General features: G+C 58.2%; 16 protein-coding genes, 2 tRNA genes, 1 pseudogene and 1 riboswitch. Of the genes and pseudogenes, 2 read left to right on the top strand and 17 right to left on the bottom strand.

The features are described from left to right. Positions 1-2: 2 nt before the first annotated feature. Complete coding sequence (locus ACHMW6_RS09645) at positions 3-452, bottom strand: DUF6130 family protein (protein WP_395406885.1); 450 nt, start codon at positions 450-452, stop codon at positions 3-5. A 382-nt stretch (positions 453-834) separates the two neighbouring features. Here ACHMW6_RS09645 and ACHMW6_RS09650 point away from each other — a divergent pair, with 382 nt between their 5' ends. Continuing rightward, entirely contained in the window at positions 835-1,770 is a 936-nt protein-coding gene (locus ACHMW6_RS09650; protein WP_395406886.1) for an acyltransferase family protein, read from the top strand. 2 nt (positions 1,771-1,772) lie between these two features. Here ACHMW6_RS09650 and prsT read toward each other — a convergent pair whose 3' ends face one another. The 16 genes from prsT to ACHMW6_RS09730 all read right to left on the bottom strand — a co-directional run bounded on the left by prsT (position 1,773) and on the right by ACHMW6_RS09730 (position 15,769). Next, positions 1,773-4,550 carry an XrtA/PEP-CTERM system TPR-repeat protein PrsT gene (gene prsT / locus ACHMW6_RS09655; RefSeq protein ID WP_395406887.1) on the bottom strand — a complete coding sequence of 926 codons (2,778 nt, stop codon included), beginning with the start codon at positions 4,548-4,550 and terminating at the stop codon, positions 1,773-1,775. A gap of 67 nt (positions 4,551-4,617) precedes the next feature. Continuing rightward, the gene (locus ACHMW6_RS09660) at positions 4,618-5,616 is read right to left on the bottom strand and encodes an EDSAP-1 family PEP-CTERM protein (protein ID WP_395406888.1); all 999 of its coding nucleotides are present in this window, start codon (positions 5,614-5,616) and stop codon (positions 4,618-4,620) included. A gap of 1,054 nt (positions 5,617-6,670) precedes the next feature. Next, complete coding sequence (locus ACHMW6_RS09665) at positions 6,671-6,961, bottom strand: Arm DNA-binding domain-containing protein (protein ID WP_395406889.1); 291 nt, start codon at positions 6,959-6,961, stop codon at positions 6,671-6,673. Between the two features lie 589 nt (positions 6,962-7,550). Further along, entirely contained in the window at positions 7,551-7,868 is a 318-nt protein-coding gene (locus ACHMW6_RS09670) for an HNH endonuclease family protein (protein ID WP_395406890.1), read from the bottom strand. A gap of 44 nt (positions 7,869-7,912) precedes the next feature. Beyond that, on the bottom strand, positions 7,913-8,443 hold the full coding sequence (locus tag ACHMW6_RS09675) for a hypothetical protein (protein WP_395406891.1): 531 nt from the start codon (positions 8,441-8,443) through the stop codon (positions 7,913-7,915). Positions 8,444-8,514: 71 nt separating this feature from the next. Beyond that, the gene (locus ACHMW6_RS09680; protein WP_395406892.1) at positions 8,515-9,075 is read right to left on the bottom strand and encodes a DUF262 domain-containing protein; all 561 of its coding nucleotides are present in this window, start codon (positions 9,073-9,075) and stop codon (positions 8,515-8,517) included. A 425-nt stretch (positions 9,076-9,500) separates the two neighbouring features. Then, positions 9,501-9,576 (bottom strand) — tRNA-Lys (locus tag ACHMW6_RS09685). A gap of 26 nt (positions 9,577-9,602) precedes the next feature. After that, positions 9,603-9,678, bottom strand: a tRNA-Lys gene (locus ACHMW6_RS09690). Positions 9,679-9,804: 126 nt separating this feature from the next. Next, on the bottom strand, positions 9,805-10,554 hold the full coding sequence (gene ybgF, locus ACHMW6_RS09695) for a tol-pal system protein YbgF (protein WP_395406893.1): 750 nt from the start codon (positions 10,552-10,554) through the stop codon (positions 9,805-9,807). 90 nt (positions 10,555-10,644) lie between these two features. Then, positions 10,645-11,166 carry a peptidoglycan-associated lipoprotein Pal gene (pal, locus tag ACHMW6_RS09700; protein WP_395406894.1) on the bottom strand — a complete coding sequence of 174 codons (522 nt, stop codon included), beginning with the start codon at positions 11,164-11,166 and terminating at the stop codon, positions 10,645-10,647. Positions 11,167-11,200: 34 nt separating this feature from the next. Further along, complete coding sequence (gene tolB, locus ACHMW6_RS09705; protein WP_395406895.1) at positions 11,201-12,463, bottom strand: Tol-Pal system beta propeller repeat protein TolB; 1,263 nt, start codon at positions 12,461-12,463, stop codon at positions 11,201-11,203. Continuing rightward, a complete protein-coding gene (gene tolA, locus ACHMW6_RS09710; protein ID WP_395406896.1) occupies positions 12,463-13,335 on the bottom strand; it encodes a cell envelope integrity protein TolA in 873 nt (290 codons plus the stop codon). Before tolA ends, tolB begins: the two co-directional genes overlap by 1 nt. Positions 13,336-13,344: 9 nt before the next feature. After that, positions 13,345-13,782, bottom strand: coding sequence for an ExbD/TolR family protein (locus ACHMW6_RS09715; RefSeq protein WP_395406897.1), 438 nt, complete (start codon positions 13,780-13,782; stop codon positions 13,345-13,347). A 15-nt stretch (positions 13,783-13,797) separates the two neighbouring features. Continuing rightward, complete coding sequence (gene tolQ, locus ACHMW6_RS09720; RefSeq protein WP_395406898.1) at positions 13,798-14,490, bottom strand: protein TolQ; 693 nt, start codon at positions 14,488-14,490, stop codon at positions 13,798-13,800. Between the two features lie 17 nt (positions 14,491-14,507). Continuing rightward, on the bottom strand, positions 14,508-14,906 hold the full coding sequence (ybgC, locus tag ACHMW6_RS09725; RefSeq protein ID WP_395406899.1) for a tol-pal system-associated acyl-CoA thioesterase: 399 nt from the start codon (positions 14,904-14,906) through the stop codon (positions 14,508-14,510). Between the two features lie 116 nt (positions 14,907-15,022). Next, entirely contained in the window at positions 15,023-15,769 is a 747-nt protein-coding gene (locus ACHMW6_RS09730; RefSeq protein WP_395406900.1) for an SDR family NAD(P)-dependent oxidoreductase, read from the bottom strand. A 139-nt stretch (positions 15,770-15,908) separates the two neighbouring features. Then, positions 15,909-16,010: riboswitch (ZMP/ZTP riboswitch) on the top strand. A gap of 88 nt (positions 16,011-16,098) precedes the next feature. Here ACHMW6_RS09730 and glyA point away from each other — a divergent pair. Next, positions 16,099-17,344 (top strand): annotated as a pseudogene (gene glyA, locus ACHMW6_RS09735) (serine hydroxymethyltransferase). The last annotated feature ends 49 nt before the right edge of the window (positions 17,345-17,393 follow it).

Consider the following 17,393-nt stretch of genomic DNA (forward strand, 5'->3'; position numbering starts at 1 on the left):
TTTTAATGCCCGTGCGCCTTGTCGGCCGGCTTGGGCGGCACGGTGAAGCTGACCGTTTCGGCGGCGAGGATCTTGTGGTTGGTTTCGGCGATCTCCAGCAGGATCTTGTGCGGACCGGGCGGCAGCCCGACCAGGATGATGGGGTCATTGCTGGTGTGCGCCCAGGTGCCTTGCCAGTTATCGACTGTCACGTGCAAATGGCCGAGGCGCGGCGTGACTTCGGTGGCCTTGGCGCCGAACACGGGCATCAGGCGCACATTCTCGGTCCGGAACTGGATGATCACCACGCCGCGCGCCAGCGCGTCCGGGATCGGCGGGTAGGCGAGCAGCTTCGGTGCCGGCTCCGATTCGAGCGGCAGGAGGGCCGGCGCGCCGGGTTGCGCCCAGACCAGCGAACAGATGCACACGCCGAGCATGGCAGCGAGTACGAAACCAGTACTAGCACGCATCATTATCATGGCGACCTCCGCTGCTTCCAGTATAGGCCGCCGACTGGCGGGCCGGCCCGGCGCCGGCGAAAAACTTGTATCTGTGGCATCAAACTCACAATTTGTCACTGTTTTTACGGGCCTATTTCAGGCTCGGCGGCGCCTGCAATCCGCTAAGTCGGCTATCATGGCGCCCTTTCAATGGTTAAACTAGCGCGTTGCTAGGAATCACTAGGGATGACGGCAACAAACAAGGTCCAGACGCAGTTTGGCTTAATCAATATGTTAAAAGCGGGCGCGGCGCAACTGATCGTGCTGCATCACCTCGCGTTTTACGGGCCGATGTCTGACCATGTTCGCCAGATCCTGCCTGAACTGATCAACTGGCTGGCCGGCAGCGCGCGCATTGCCGTGGCAGGTTTTCCTCGTCGTTGGCGGCTTCCTGGCGGCCAAGTCGCTGTCCCCGGAAGGCTACCCCGGCCACGCGAACCCGCTCGGCGCCATCGGCCGCCGCTACGCCAAGCTGGCGCCGCCCTTCATGATGGCCACGCTGTTTGCGGTTATTGCCTCGTCCTGGGCCGGGGCATTGATGCAGCATGATTCGATTTCCCCTCCCGCGACCTGGGGCCAGCTGAGTGCGCACGCCTTGCTGCTGCATGGCGTGCTCGGTTTTCCCTCGATTTCCGCCGGCGCTTGGTACGTCGCCATCGATTTCCAGCTGTATGCCTTGGTCGTGCTGCTGCTATGGCTGGCAGGAAAGATGGCTGGCCAGACGCAGCTGCGCTGGCTGGTGCCGTTCTGGATCGCCGTAGGCGTTACGCTGTCGCTGCTGCACTTCAACCTGGATTCGGAATGGGATAACTGGGCGCCTTACTTCCTCGGCAGCTATGGCCTGGGCCTGATGGCCTGGTGGGCGAGCGATCCGAAGCGCAAGCCAGGCGCGGTCGCTTTGCTGCTGGTGCTGGTATTGCTGCCGACGCTGACGGGCCTGCTGGTCGAATTCCGCAGCCGCATCGCGCTGGCGCTGGCCGTTGCCTGCGCTCTGCTTCTGTTCGGCCGTGCGCGCACCAGCTCGAACGGCCCGGCGTGGTCGGCTATCAATGGCCTGGCCACGATTTCCTATTCGGTGTTCCTGATCCACTTCCCCGTCTGCCTGCTGGTCAACGCGCTATTTACGCGCTTTACACCGCCCGTGCCGGAGTTGCAGGCCGCCGGCATGCTGCTGGCATGGGCCTCCAGCCTTGCCGCCGGCGCCGCATTCCACCGCTGGGTAGAAGCGCCGCTCGGCCGAATCTTCGACTTCGCCGGAAGCCAGGCGGCAGTGCGCCCAAGCTCCGCCTGATCTCACAGCACTTTCAGCAGGGCCTTTGCCTGGTCGGCTTCAGGGAATGGCTTCCTGTCCGCAAACAGCTTCTCCAGTTCTTTGCGGGCGCCGGCCTTATCGCCGGATTTCTGCAAGGCGATCGCCATGTGATAGCGGATATCCTTGGCTTCCGGCGCCAAGCCGGCGGCTTTCTGCAGCATCGGCAAGCCACGCTTCAAGTCGCCTTGTTCGACCAGCATCCAGCCCAGCGTGTCCATGATCACCGGATTATTCGGCGCAATCTTGGCCGCGTGTTCGGCCGTTTCCAGTGCGCGCGGGTCCTTGTCTTGCTGGTAGACCCAAGCCAGGTTGTTCAGCGCGACCTGATTATCCGGCCGTAGTTTCAGCACGGTGCGCAGCGCTTCCGCGGCCGGCTTGTACTGCTTGTCGTTGCTGTACTGCTGCGATTGATACAGGGGAATCATCGCGTCGTTCGGGTTGGTCTGGCGCCACTGGGCGAGGCGGACTTCCGCGTCTTTCCATTTGCCGGCCAGCTTCATCGCGTCCGCGATCCGGATCAGCGAATCGGGCGCCTTGTTCAGCGCATAGGCCTTCTCATACGCGGGGATCGCGTTTGCCGCCTGGTTCTGCCGCATGAACAGGTCGCCTTCCAGCACATAGCCAACCGGCGAGTTGCCGGCCTTCTTTTGCAGGTCGCGCACCATATTCAGCGCCTCCCCCCACTTTTGCTGGCGCATGGCGATCTCGATCAGGCCGGTATGCGCGGAGAATGCGCCAGGGTCGACTGCCTCCGCGCGTTTGAGATCTTCTGTCGCAGCCGCATAATTTTTTGCCGCGACGTGCGCCGCCGCCAGGCGTAGATGCGAAGTCACCGACCTTGGGCGCAGGCTGACCAGCTTGCCATAGGAATCGAGTGCGCCGGCATTGTCATTGTTCGCCATCTGCGCCAGTCCCAAGGCGTCGAGCAGCTCGGGGTTGGAAGGATTGGCAGCCGCAAATTTGCGCAGTAGCGTCAGGGCTTTCTGATTTTCCTTGTTCTCAAGATAGTGGTAGCCGAGCTTGATGGCAGGCGGCAGCGCTTGCGGATTATCCGCGCTGGCCCTTTCCAGCCAGTGGGTAGCCATGGCCGCATTACCTTGCTCGGCTTCGATTTCAGCCAGCCCCCACATGGCGCCAAAGTGCTTCTTGTTTTTTGCGAGGAAACTCTCGTAGCGCTTTTTGGCAACGTCGAGTTTCCCCTCGGCCTTGTCCATGCCAACCAGATTCGTGATCGGCACAAAATAGTCGGATTGTGCGGCTGCGGACTTTTCGAAACTCGCGCGGGCGTTGGCCTTGTCCCTTTGCGCGATATAGAGGCCGCCCTTGAGGTTCAGGATTTCAGCATTGTTCGGCTGCGCTTGCTCCAGCTTCTGAACGGTAGCCATCGCCTTGTCGTAATGCTTAAGCTGCATCTCGGTCTTGACCAGCAGGAAGGCGGCTTCGGTCTGCTTCGGATTGAGCCTGACCGCGGTCTCCAGTTCGGCGACTGCTTCGGCGCTATTGCCCATCCCGAGTTTGCTCATTGCGATCGATGTATGCAGGGCTGCACTTTCCGGCACGAGCCCGCTGGCTTTCTCGAAGAATTGTGCAGCATTCCGGTAGTCCTTTCCTTGCAGCAGGGCCTCGCCGGCAAGTTCCAGCAACTGGGGATCCTCGCCTCCGGATTTCAGCAATGGGCCAAGAATTACCATTGCTTCGCCCGGCCGGCCATTCTTCAACATGGCTTTTGCGAGCAGCTTGCGCGCTCCGGCGTGCTCCGGGAAATTGTCGACAAACTTCTTCAAGTGCTGTTCGGCGGCTTCCGTCGCGCCAAGCTTGAGCTCGACCATGCCGGCCAACAGCGAAGACGGCAAATGATCCGGGGCCACGGCCAGGACTTTTTGCACTCCCTCTCTGGCTGCGGCGAAGTTGCCTTGAACGAGGTCGAACTTAGCCTGGGTAAAGACGACTTGGACGGTGTCTGGTGCGATCTTGCGGGCGGCTGCGATATCGGCTTTGACAGCGTCATATTTTTTCAGTTCCATCTCGTCCTCGGCGCGCTCGAGGTACGGGCCTGGAACAGATGGATTAATTGCGATTGCCTGGCTAAACGCGGCAATGGCGTCGTCAAACTTTCTCTGCATGCGCAGCAGCATGCCCTTGTGGCTCCAGGCCGCCGGCTCCTTTGGATTGGCTGTGATGGCCTGATCGGTCAGGCTGACGGCGTTTTCCAGATCCTTGTTGCGGGCTGCGATTTTCGCCAGCCCGATAAAAGCATGCGCATTGCCGGCATCCGCGGCCAGCGCTTGTTTATATGACTCGCGGGCCCTTTCGATATCGTTCAGCGCGAAGTAGGCTTCGCCGCGTGCATTGAGCAGGGCCGCACCGCCATTGGCTGCGTCTGGCGCGGTTTCATCGATTACTCTTTGCGGTTTGCCCTGGAGTAGCAATGCGATGGCAAGGTCGGGGGCGGCGCGTGTGCGATCTTTGCTGATCGCGATGGCCTTGCGAACTTCCTTCTCGGCGGAAGCGCCATCAGCCATTTTGTTGTGCAGGGCGGCAAGCTGGAACCTGATCTCGGCGTTATCCGGAGACTTGGCCGCAGCATTCTTCAGCTGGATCAGGGCCGCCTTATCGTTATCCTTCTGCTGAAACTGCTTCGCCTCGGCCAATAAACCATCGCTTGTCTGGCTATGACAACCGGTCAGCCCGGCGGCCAGCAACTGGCAAGTGGCGATTACTGTGGCGCTGGCGGCCAGTTTGCTGAAGCGACGCGGCATAGGGATAAGGGGAGGCGAAATGAACAAGGTAGCCCGGGACGGGCTACCTTTAAGGGGAAAGGTCGAATCAGACCTTGCGGCGACGGGTCGACAGGGCCAGGCCAGCCAGGCCCAGGCCGAGCAGACCGATCGTGCCGGGCTCCGGAACGACGTTGGTGGTAGCGTCCGTAGAGGTCATGGCCAGGGTCAGGGTGTAGGTGCCGACGTTCATGGCATTGGTCACTGCATGGAAGGCACCCAGGCTGACGCCGGTATCGGAGAAGTTCAGCGAACCGCCGCCGGTGAAGATAACGTCGTTGGTAACGGACAGGTTGAGATTTTCGTCATCGGCCAGTTCGTTGCCGCCGATTCGGCCGGTTACGCCGGAAGTGCCGTCCGCTACACCGTCAGGCGCCCAGGCGAACACGACGGCGCCGAGACCGATAAGGTTGCCCCTGGCATCCCTGCCGCAGTTGGTGGCGGCACAGGAAATCGTCAGCGAGGCGCTCAGGGTGCCTTGGGCGATTTTGCCGCTTTCAGGTTGCAGGAAAGTGCGAATCAGCGGGTCCGCAGTGAAGGCGAAATCGATGACGCCGCCTGGCTGGTTCACTACAAAACCCGCAACGAAACCAGTTGCCGACGAGTTAGTGGAACTGCCGCCGGCCGTGCCGGAAGCAGCCAGGTTGCTTTCGGCGATCGTTTGAGCGTTGAATACGTTCGGCGTGACATGGGTAATCAACGCGTCGGCATACGAATAACTCGTCGCTGTCATGCCAACCGGATTGATGCCCGTAGCAGTGAACTGGCCGTTATTCGTCACAGCAGGGGTACCGAGGGCCGCGATCGGAGCGTCGCTGGTGCCCGGGACGCCGGGACCGCCGACATTCACGCCGTTCAATGCGGCAGTGGCGCCGGATGTGTCGGTCGACGCGCCGAACGTAATGAGATTGCTGGCGCTTTGCGTGATAGTAAAGTTTTGGATGTTGTTGGAAGCCAGCGCATACGCACCAGCATGTGCGCTACCCGTTGCCGCGCTCATCAGGATAGCAGAGGCCAAAGTGGCCAACTTAATTTTGGAAGTTTTCAATTTGGTTTCTGGTTAGTTAGGTTAGAGAAGTGTCAGACTTCGCTGCCTTGGGGCGCGGATGGCGGCGAGACATAAAAAAGGCAACCCCCGCAACGGGCTACCCTTAATACCCTTAAGTACCAAGTCCGAATGAAGCTTTGCGGCGGACGGGAAATCACTGCTTGGCCAGCCAGGTCCTGGCCAGGCAGACTGATCGTGCCAGGCTCCGGAACGACCTGCGTGTGCGCCAACCGCTGCGCACGCATCAGGATGGCGGATGCCAATGTGGCCGGTTTGAATTTAGAGATGTCTATTTTCGATACCTGGTTGGTTATACGTTAGGAAGTCTTGGTTTTCCAGCAACGACCCCCGCTACGCGTGAAGCAATATCCGTGCCGGAAATTCATATTGCTTTTAAATCAATGACTTAGGAAAGTCATGTTAATACTTTTAGTATGATCGTTGTCCGAATGTAAAAAAATTCGACAGTTCAATCGTTGTTGCTAGAAGGATTTTTAGTGAATCAATCTTTACACGCATAGCCAGCGCCTCGTTGTGTCGGAACTGCTTCGGGCTACGCACTTGAGGGGGGGGGCGACGGCGACGAGCGCGCGGTTGGGGAGGGGTACTGATTTTTTCGGTTTTACTAAAACGCGATATCCCTTGCTACTCCGCGCTTGTCATCACTCGAACCAATCCTGACTGAATTGGCTGAGCACGAGGAGCCGCCTAGCTCGGATGGCTCTCGCTCTCGCGTAAATCTAAGCGATGTAGAGATCGACTAGAACGTACATTTACCGCAAGCCTTGATGCTGGCGACGTCGGAGTGAGCCTAGTGCTCGCTCATTCACCTTAGATCAAACGTGGCCGATGCCCGCCTTGATCGATTACATCAGTGGAGGTTCTACAATATGAATTACTCCGGCGCTTCGGCCAATGGCCACGTTAGTTATGTTTTACATCTGCCCCGCTAGTGCGCTGGGCAAGAGTTTTATGATGCAGGTATCGGTCGTAGCCTTAGCTGCGCCACACCAACCAAAAAAAAGCGCTCTAGTCTTTGGCTAGAGCGCTTTTTTTACGTCTGTGCGGTGGCCAGCTGTGCAGCAGCGATGATGGCCGAGACGTGTCCGCTCGCCTTGCGCAAGTTTGCTGATGCAACGTGTGCATAGTCCCCTAACTTCATGCTGCGCTTTGCGCCGTTGAGGGTGTAGCGCAGTAGGAAGTACTTGCGCCCTTTGCGGGTCACGATCACCCGCAGGCCTGCTACTTCGGTATCGGAGTATTCACTTTCTTTGGACTTTGCATCCTCAGGATGCGGAGGAAGGGCATCGATCAGCTTCTTGTTGAAGCGGAACTGTCGGTTCATTGCTTACGCTCCTATGGTGGATAGGTTGGTTGATGGCGGTAGGTTTTCGGGTACTGGAAGTTCGAATCCGTGTAACTGGGAGTGGTTGGGAGTCAACAGCTGAATGGCTGTCTCGGTGCCTCACTCATTGCTTCCCTTAGCTCGTCGGTGCCCCTGTCGGCACTGGCTCCGGTCCATTTCCGGTCGGGGGTGGCACCACGCCGGAGTTTTCGGGCGCAGGTGATTAGAGATTGGCTCAATGCGTGTAATGCAGACGCTGCTGGCCCATTAATGGCGCAGCCAGGACGCCAACGACTTCAGTTGTGATTTATGAGTTGCCGGGCAAGTTGCGGGAGTCAGCAAAGGCTTAAGCTGCTGCGCACGAGGCTGCGTAGGGACAAGGGGAACGCGAAGGGGGGCAGCGGTGGCGGGTGAACGAGCGTGTTCAGCTGGGAGTAGTGCAATAACTACTCCCAGCTGAAAAATCTTAATTCAAGGGTTGTCGAGTATGCTTGCTGCGAAAGATTTAGTGTTTGTCTTAATTTTGTCGATGGTCCAGTCTGCCTCTGTCACTACCTTCAGACTTCGCGGGTAATCAGACATTCGATCTTTAAGATACCGTATTTTTTTTTACGGGGAAATCATGATTGCTTGCTGATGAATTCTTTGACTTACTTAAAAGAACTAGATTGCCGATGCTATTTACTACGGATTTGTGCTCAGAAAAATCAGGGTCTTTTGCCCAGTCTGAAGTTGCACTAGGATTTTGAGGGAACACGTGTTCAATTGATTTTGCGTTAATTTCCTTGTAGACGTCGTGCTCACTATTTATTATTTCAAGGCGTAGCAAGAAGTACTTTGCGTATCTCGAATTGTAGAGATTCGCGTCGGCAGCAGCCTTTTTTATTATGGTGGCATCATAAGTCATATCTTTTATTACATCGCTAGGATCAGACGAGGTGTCGATAGACTTTAGAATTTTAGAGTAGGTTCCAAAGCGTTCGTCTTCCGCACTCCACTAACCCATTGCTCCAAGTATTTCTTCTCTAGTGCGAGCATAAATTCGTAAAACAAAGTGCCGGTAAATTTCTTTGCGAAAAACATAAGACAAGCGCGCCATTCTGACGCCTCAAATTCCTTGTCCATGATGTGGATCATCGCTTTAAACTTTACGTGGTTAACATCAGTATTTGGAACATAATCCTTGTCGATAAAAATTCCGCGATATAAGTCCCCGTACGTCTTCACTTCGTCGACAAACTTTTCGCCCCGTTGTAATAAGCCCCTCTTGAATATTTTATTGTCAAATTCAGTCAGTAAGTCCTCTTGGGGTTTCTCTTTGATAATAATCATCCGCATCGAGTAAAGAATCGACTCAAACTCGGCCTCGCCGATCTCGTTCTCTAGCGTCTCCCACACTTTTGCCACTCGATCCCGAGTGATCTGAACAGGGATAGCGTCTGGCGATATATTTTGAGCCTTTAGTACATCGATACGTCTCAATTGTCGCCCGCGATCATTTACGATTGTGAATAATTTAAATGCGTCATCAAAGGTGGTTGTTGCAATATAAATTATATTGCAATGCTGGTTAATGAATTGGACAAATTTTTCCAAATCAGTTTGACTGTACTTGGAAAGTGTTTTTCTAAAAATCGAAATCGCTTGAACATACCTTGTTTCCGGCTCAGCGAGATCTTCCTGTTTTTCTTCGTTAGTGTTCCATCCTGCCCAAGAACTAATTCTCGGAAAATGGCGCGATCTTTAGATGTGACTCGCGGCAGCTCAGGTATTCCGTCAACCTTATTTTCTTCTTGTACGATTTTGTCTTGTAGGCTTTTTTTGAACTTCGGATCATTTATCATGTCACGAAGGCAAGCTAAAAGAATAAGCAAGGAAGTTATGCGCTGCTGACCATCGACGATATCGTAGTTATTCTTTCCACCACGCTTATGCAACACTAAAGTTCCAAGGAAATATTGTTGTCCATTTCGAGCTTCCTCTAAATCGTCAACCAAATCTTGAAAGTTCGATTCCTCCCACGCAAACGGACGTTGATAGTCAGGCACTGTAAAGAAGAAGTCCGAGGAAAAAAGCTTTCCGATCGGTTCAATTTTTCCTTCGATATTTTGCATATTCGATTAATACTTAAATGGAAATTGGCTCGTCTTTGCGGCGTAGACTTTCGGCAAAACGAGGACTGGTTTCATATGCGCCTCTCAAATTCCGAACTGAGGAGGACATTACCGCTGTGCAGTTTATTAGACTGGTTGCTCTCTTGGCAAGTACTTTATTGTTATTGGGGAGAGTTGGTGTGCCGTGACTTACCGAATGATAAAGTCATGTCGGTACGTAGGGTGAATGACCGGGAAAGCCTCTGCTGAGCTTCGAAATTGCTAAATCGCGGAGGGCGGGACTGGGTTCAACGTCTAGCGTGGGGCCGCTGGTAGTAGATGGTTGCTAGCCTGAGGGGAGGTAGGAATCTCGCAGGAGCGACCAGAGAGCGACCAGAAACGAAAAAGCCCACGAACCGAAATTCGTGGGCTTCCTTGATAATTCTTGGTAGGCCGTGCGGGATTCGAACCTGCGACCAACGGATTAAAAGTCCGCTGCTCTACCAGCTGAGCTAACGACCCAATGTACAACTTGTTCTGCTTTCGAATGGTAGGCCGTGCGGGATTCGAACCTGCGACCAACGGATTAAAAGTCCGCTGCTCTACCAGCTGAGCTAACGACCCGTCGAAAGAAGAAGCAGGATTATAGGCCCCTCATCTGTTCTTGTCAAATGCTTCGGAGCACTAAACCAAAGTCAGATCCTGGTGGCTGCCACGGCGTGGCAGTCACCGGTTCGGGGCCTCGGGCTGTTATTTGCCCTTCAGGCGGTCGCGGGCGGTGGCGGCGGCCTGGGAGTCCGGATAGCTCTTGATCAGCTCCTGCAGCGTCTTCTTGGCGTTGTTGACTGCCTTCAGCTCGGTCTGGCAGCTGGCGATGTTGAGCATGGCTTCCGGCGCGCGCGGACTGTCGGCATAGTTCTTCACGACGGCTTGCTGGGCGACGATGGCGGTCTTGCAGTCACGCTGGGCGTAGTAGGCGTTGCCGAGCCAGTACTGGGCGTTGGCGGCGTAGCTGGACGCCGGATAGCGCTTCACGAAGTCGCTCAGCAGGCTGGCCGCGCCCTTGTAGTCGCCATCCTTGAACTGCTGCATGCCGGTGTCGTAGGCCTTCTGCTCGGCCAGGTCGACCGACGCGGTCTTGCCGTCGATGGTCACTTCACGCGGCTCCAGCTTGCGCAGGCGCGCGTCGAGGTCGGAGTAGAAGTCTTTTTCACGCTTGGCGGCGGTATCGATCGAATGCGCCAGCAGTTCCACCTGGCCGCGCAGACGGTTGATTTCTTCCATCAGGTTCTGCTGCTGTGCGATCAGGTCCAGCGTAGCGCTCTTGTCGGTCTTGGTGTCGATCAGGTTCTTCAGGTCGCCTTCCATCTTGGTCACCCGGGTGCGCATGTCGAGGATGGCGCGGCGCGCTTCATCGTCGTCGAACAGGCCGGCGGAGGCGGTCAGGGGCAGGGCGGCAAAGGCGGCCAGCACAAAGGCTGTCTTGGCGAATTTGATCATGGTTGGACGCTTTCAGTGCTCAAATAAAAAAACGGGGCAGGGCGCAGTATAAACTGCGCGCCACCCCGTGTGCGTGTCTTACAAGAAGGATTACTTGTACACGATGTCAGCACGGCGGTTCTGTGCCCATGCTTCTTCGTTGTGGCCTTCAGCTTTCGGCTTCTCTTTGCCCAGGGACACGGCTTCCATGCGGGCTTCCGGCACGCCCAGGGCTGCCATCGACTTGCGCACGGCTTCAGCGCGCTTCTGGCCCAGGGCCAGGTTGTACTCGGCGCCGCCGCGTTCGTCGGTGTTACCCTGGATCAGGATCTGGCGCTGGTTCTTGGCCAGGTAAGCGGAGTGGTTCTGCACCACTGGCTGACCGTCGGCACGCACCACGTAGCTGTCGAAGTCGAAGTACACGGAACGGTTGGCCAGAACGCCTTTCGGATCGTCCAGCGGATCGATCGACTTGGTTTCCACCGGTGCTACCTGGCGGGTGTCAGCTGCCGGCGGGGTAGCTGGCTTGGACTCTACCACCGGTGCTGGCTCTTTCACAGGCACGGAGGTCGAGCAAGCGGACAGCAGGGCCGCACTGGCGATGAGGAAGGCTACACTTTTTACGTTTTGCATTTTGCTTCTCCTGGTCGTTGATAAGTTTACTGCTTCACTTCATGAAAGGACCCCAGGTGGGTTCCTTGATATTGCCCGCCTGAATAGTCAGGCGTTGCTTTACTCGGCCGTCTACCGACACTACAGCCAGCGACTTGCGTCGTCCCGATTCCGTCGCGTACAGCAGGTACTGGCCGTTCGGCGCGAAACTCGGCGATTCGTCGCTGGTCGTATCGGACAGGCGTAGCTCCTGACGGGTTTCCAGGTTCAGCACATACAGCTGGAAATTGCCGTCGCGGCGGGAAATGTAAGCCAGCGTCTTGCCATCGGCGGAGATGCGCGGGCTGATATTGTAGGGGCCACCGAAAGTAACGCGCTGGGCCTCACCGCCGTTTACACTCATGCGGTAAATTTGTGGGCCGCCGCTGCGGTCGCTGGTGAAGTAAATGTACAGGCCATCGGCCGAGAACTGCGGCTCGGTGTCGATGCCGTTGCTGTTGGAGACGCGGCGCAGGCCGCTGCCGTCGGCATTGGCGACGTAGATCTGGGTATTGCCGGTCTTGGACAGTGCTACCGCTACCTTGCTGCCGTCAGGCGACCAGGCCGGCGCCGAGTTGCTGCCCTTCTCGTTGGCGATCACGGTGCGCTGGCGGGTCATCAGGTTTTGCACATAGACCACCGGCTTCTTCTGTTCGAAAGAGACGTAAGCGACCTTGGTGCCGTCCGGCGACCAGGACGGGGAGATGATCGGTTCGTTCGAGCTCAGGGCCAGCTGCACGCCTTCGCCGTCCGCGTCCGCCACTTCCAGGCGGTAGCTGCGGCCTTGCTGCGTCACGTAGGCGATGCGGGTGGAGAAGGCGCCCTTGATGCCGGTCAGCTTCTCGTACACGTCGTCGGCGATGCGGTGCGCGGCCAGGCGGCCGTATTGCGGCGGCGCCTGCTGGTCCAGTTGCGACAGCTTGGACGACTGGATGGTCGACATCAGCTTGTAGCGCACATCGAAGGAGCCGTTGCCGGCCGGGGTCACGGTGCCGATCACCACGGCGTCGGCGCCGCGCGACTTCCAGGCGCCGTAGTCGATGGTGTTCATGTCGGTGATGGTGCCGGCGTCGATGATTTTGAAGGCGCCGCTGCGCTGCAGGTCGGACTTGATGATCTCGGAGATCTGGGTCGGCGCCTGGCCTTCGTTGACGAAGGTCGCCACGGCGACCGGGATCTGGTTGCTGCCGACGCCGGTGATCTCGACGCGCAGCTGGGCCTGGGCGGAGACGCTCAGCGCCGCACCGGCTACTACAAACAGGTATTTGATTTTATTCATCAGGGCAAATCCTTCAGGTTGAACACGATATCCAGTTCCCGCTCCACCGTCCCATCCTTCTTCTTGGGCAGGGGCGAAGACTTGTTGATCGCATTTTCCACGGCGGCGTCATAGGATGGCACACCGCTGCTCTTGATCTTGCGGACCGAAATCACTTCGCCGGTCGGCAGCTGGGTGATGCGGAAGACACCTTCCACGTCCTGCTTGCCGCCCGTGTACGAAACATTGCTCTGAATCTTGGCCTTCAGCGCCGCCACATAGCCGTTATCGATACGCGGCGCAGTGGACTTGGCAGCCGTGCCGGTCGCCGTGCTCGCCGCCGAACCCGTGATGCGTTTCATCTCGGCTTCGCGCGCCTTGGCCAGCTTGTCGGCTTCCTTCTTCTCGGCCAGCTTCTTCGCTTTTTCTTCGTCCTTCTTCTTTTGCTCGGCGAGTTTCTTCTCTTCGAGCTTCTTCTCTTCTTCCAGCTTGCGCTGCTTTTCTTCCTCAAGCTTGCGCTTCTCTTCGGCCAGGCGTTCCTGGCGCTCCTTCTCCAGCTTTTCCTTCTTGCGCTGCAGGGCGATATCCGGCTCCTGCGGCTTGGGCTGCACGACCTCCGGCGGTGGCGGAGGAGGCGGCGGCGCCTGCTTCACCGGCTCCGGCTCGGGTTCAGGCTCCGGCGTGGGCGGCGGCGTTGGCGCGGCCTGCTGCGTGGTCATGTCCCACACTTCCGCTTCCACCCCAACCGGCTCCGAGCTTTGCCAGCGGATGCCGCCCCACAGGAACACGAACAGCAGCACGTGCATGCCGATCGCCAGCGAGAGCGAGCGGAAGCCGTCGTGCCGCTTGGGCACGCGGTATGGTGAACCTACGCTCGCTGCTGCACTACTCATGGTTATGCCTTACTTCGTTGCCAGGCCGACGCGGTTGATGCCCATCTTCTTCGCTTCCGAAATCAGCTGGATCACGTCGTCGTACTTGCTTTCCTTGTCACCGGCGATCAGCACCGGGTAGTCCGGGTTGGCCTCGTGGATCTGGCGCAGCTTGCGCACCAGGGCGTCGCGGTTCGGCTCCGTCTCCGGTGCTTCCGCGTTCTTGCCGGCGATGCCGATGGACAGCGCGCCATTCGGCTTCACCGTCACCTGGATGTACGTATCGGGTGGCCGCACCGCCTTCTCGGCGTGCGGCAGGTCGATCGTGCTCGGATTGTTCGAGCTCGGAATCACCATGAAGATAATCAGCAGGCAGAGCATCACGTCGATATACGGCACGACGTTGATCTCCGACTTGAACTTGCGGCGGCGGCCGCCGCGCATGCTGCTGGAGAATGAGGAGGCCATGGCTGTTGGTCCGCCTTATCGCGACTGGCGCTGCAGGATGTTCGAGAACTCTTCGACGAAGCTCTCGAAGCGGATGGCCAGGCGGTCGATGTCGTGCGAGAAGCGGTTGTAGGCCACCACCGCAGGGATCGCCGCGAACAGGCCGATCGCGGTGGCGATCAGCGCTTCCGCAATGCCGGGCGCCACGGCCGACAGCGTGGCCTGCTGCACATTGGCCAGGCCGCGGAACGCATTCATGATGCCCCACACGGTGCCGAGCAGGCCGATGTAAGGGGACACGGAACCGACCGAAGCCAGGAAGGCCAGGTGGGCTTCCAGCGCATCCATCTCGCGCTGGAAGGCCGCGCGCATGGCGCGGCGGGCGCCATCCAGGATGGCGCCGAGATCCAGCACTTCGCGGCTGGTGGCGTAAGCCTGCTTGCCCTTGATGAATTCACCCATGCCGGCTTCGAAGATGCGGGCCAGCGCGCCGCTGTTGGCGCGGTTGCTGCCGGCGCTCTGGTGCAGGGCGTGCAGGTTGCCGCCGGCCCAGAAGGTCTTTTCGAACTCGATGGTCTGCTTGCGCGCGGCGCGCACGTCGAACAGCTTCTTGAAGATGTAGGTCCAGCTGACCAGCGAGACGCCGAGCAGCAGCGCCATGATCAGCTGAACGATCAGGTGCGCGTGGGTGATGAGGGCGATGAAGGAGAGGTCTTGAGTGACGTTCATTATTTCACTATCTGGTTTCAGGGTCGCATGCGGGCGGCCACGGCATCGGGCACGGCGCGCGGACGCAAAGCGGAATCCACGCAGCCGACTTTTACATGGGCCGTATTGAGCAGGCGGTCGCCGCACCATGCTTCCTGCACGAACTGGATCGAGGCGCGGCCCAGCTTTTCGATTCTTAATGTCAATTTTAGTACATCGTCCAGCTTTGCCGGCGCATGATAGTCGGCGCTCACGGACTTCACCACGAACATCGCGTCATGTTCTGCCAGCAAAACCTGCTGTCCAACGCCGATAGCGCGCAACCATTCGGTCCGCGCGCGCTCGAAGAACTTCAGGTAATTCGCGTAATAGACAATTCCGCCGGCATCTGTGTCCTCGTAATAGACACGGACCTCCCAGTTGAACTCTGACGACATGTTGGTTTGACTACTTAATGTGATTAAGCAACATTTTACGTCAATTTGTGATTCGAATTGCGTAAATGCAGGTTATGTAACAATCTCTTACGTTTTTCCCTTATTAACCCGCCATTTTAGCTCCGTTTGATATTGAATGGGGAGAAACCTTGGCAGGTCGGCATCAGCTCGATCAGGTTAACGTTGATATGGGCCGGCAAAGTGGCAATCCAATAGGCCGTTTGGGCGATGTCGTCGGCCGTCAGGGGCAGGGTGCCTTCATAGACTTTGGCGGCCGCCGCATCGTCACCCTTCAGGCGCACGTTGGAGAATTCGGTGCCGCCGCACAGGCCGGGCGCCAGGTTGGTGGCGCGCACGCCGCTGCCCACCAGGTCGGCGCGCAGGTTCAGCGTGAATTGCTCGACAAAGGCCTTGGTGGCGCCATAGACGTTGCCGCCAGGGTAGGGGTAGTGGCCGGCGACCGAGCCCAGGTTGATGATGGTGCCGCGGCCGCGCTGCACCATGCCCGGCAGCAGGGCGCGAGTGACGGTGACCAGGCCGGTGCAGTTGGTGGCGATCATGGTTTCCCAGTCTTCCAGGCTGGCTTCGTGGGCGCCTTTCACGCCCAGCGCCAGGCCGGCGTTATTCACCAGGACATCGATTTCACGCCAGCCCTCGGGCAGGGCGGCGAAGGCGGCGTGGATGGCGGCCTTGTCGGATACGTCCAGCTTCAGCGGCAGCAGGTTCGGGCCCAGTTCGGTGGCCAGGTCCTGCAGGCGCTCGGTGCGGCGGCCGGCGGCAATGACCTTATGGCCGTTTTTGACGAAAATGTGCGCCATGGCGGCGCCAAATCCGGCGGTGGCGCCGGTAACGAGAACTATCATGGGTCCCTCAAGGTGGCAATCGAACACATAGACACGGGGCAGATCTTTGATCCGCCGCAAATTGTAGCCGATATGACAGTTTTGACGGTGTTTTGACGTTGCTCGGATTTGCCGCATGAAATACAATCTTGGCTCCATTACTGTCTCACGTAACTGGCGAAAAGCCGGCGCTGGCCGGCGAGAGGTGGGCAACCACCGGGGAACGTGAGATTTCAACAAGCCGTTCGCCTGGGCAGCCAACGATGGAGTCGTGCGAAGACGGCTGCTCTGACTGATTCCGGCGCCCTCATTCGATCCAATCTGCCTTAGATAAAACTTGGAGTTTTTTCATGTTCGCTAAAGATCACACCCTCGCCAATGTTGACCCGGAACTGTTCGGCGCCATTCAGAACGAAAACAAGCGCCAGCACGACCATATCGAGCTGATCGCTTCCGAAAACTACACCTCGCCGGCAGTGATGGCCGCCCAGGGTTCCCAGCTGACCAACAAGTACGCCGAAGGCTACCCGGGGCAAGCGCTACTACGGCGGTTGCGAATACGTGGACGTCGTCGAGCAGCTGGCCATCGACCGCGTGAAGCAGCTGTTCGGCGCTGAAGCCGCCAACGTGCAGCCGAATTCCGGCTCCCAGGCCAACCAGGGCGTGTTCTTTGCTGTGCTGAAGCCGGGCGACACCATCATGGGCATGTCGCTGGCGGAAGGTGGCCACCTGACCCACGGCATGGCGCTGAACATGTCCGGCAAGTGGTTCAACGTCGTTTCCTACGGCCTGACCGCTGCAGAAGACATCGACTACGACGCGATGGAAGCCCTGGCCAAGGAACACAAGCCGAAGCTGATCATCGCCGGCGCGTCCGCCTTCTCCAAGAAGATCGACTTCGAGCGCTTCGCCAAGGTGGCCAAGGCCGTTGGCGCCTACTTCATGGTGGACATGGCCCACTACGCCGGCCTGATCGCCGCCGGCCTGTACCCGAACCCGGTGCCGCACGCCGACTTCGTGACCTCGACCACCCACAAGTCCCTGCGCGGCCCGCGCGGCGGCATCATCCTGATGAAGGCCGAACACGAAAAGGCCATCAACTCCGCGATCTTCCCTGGCATCCAGGGCGGCCCGCTGATGCACGTAATCGCCGGCAAGGCCGTCGCCTTCAAGGAAGCGCAGTCGCCTGAGTTCAAGGAATACCAGCAACAGGTGGTGAAGAACGCCGACGTGCTGGCCAAGACCCTGATCAAGCGCGGCCTGCGCATCGTGTCCGGCGGCACCGAGTCGCACGTGTTCCTGGTGGACCTGCGTCCGAAGAACCTGACCGGCAAGGAAGCCGAAGCGATCCTGGGCCAGGCCCACATCACCTGCAACAAGAACGGCATCCCGAACGATCCGCAGAAGCCATTCGTGACTTCCGGCATCCGCCTCGGTTCGCCGGCCATGACCACCCGCGGCTTCAAGGAAGCGGAAGCGGAGCAAGTGGGCAACCTGATCGCTGACGTGCTGGATAACCCGAACGATGCAGCGACCATCGAGCGCGTGAAAGCCGCGGTGCAGGTGCTGGTCGACAAGTTCCCCGTTTACGCTTAAGCCGACGGTTGGTACTATCAGGGCGCCGGGTCGAAAGGCCTGGCGCTTT

It is taken from the genome of Pseudoduganella sp. UC29_106, assembly GCF_044055365.1.
GTDB lineage: Bacteria > Pseudomonadota > Gammaproteobacteria > Burkholderiales > Burkholderiaceae_D > Rugamonas.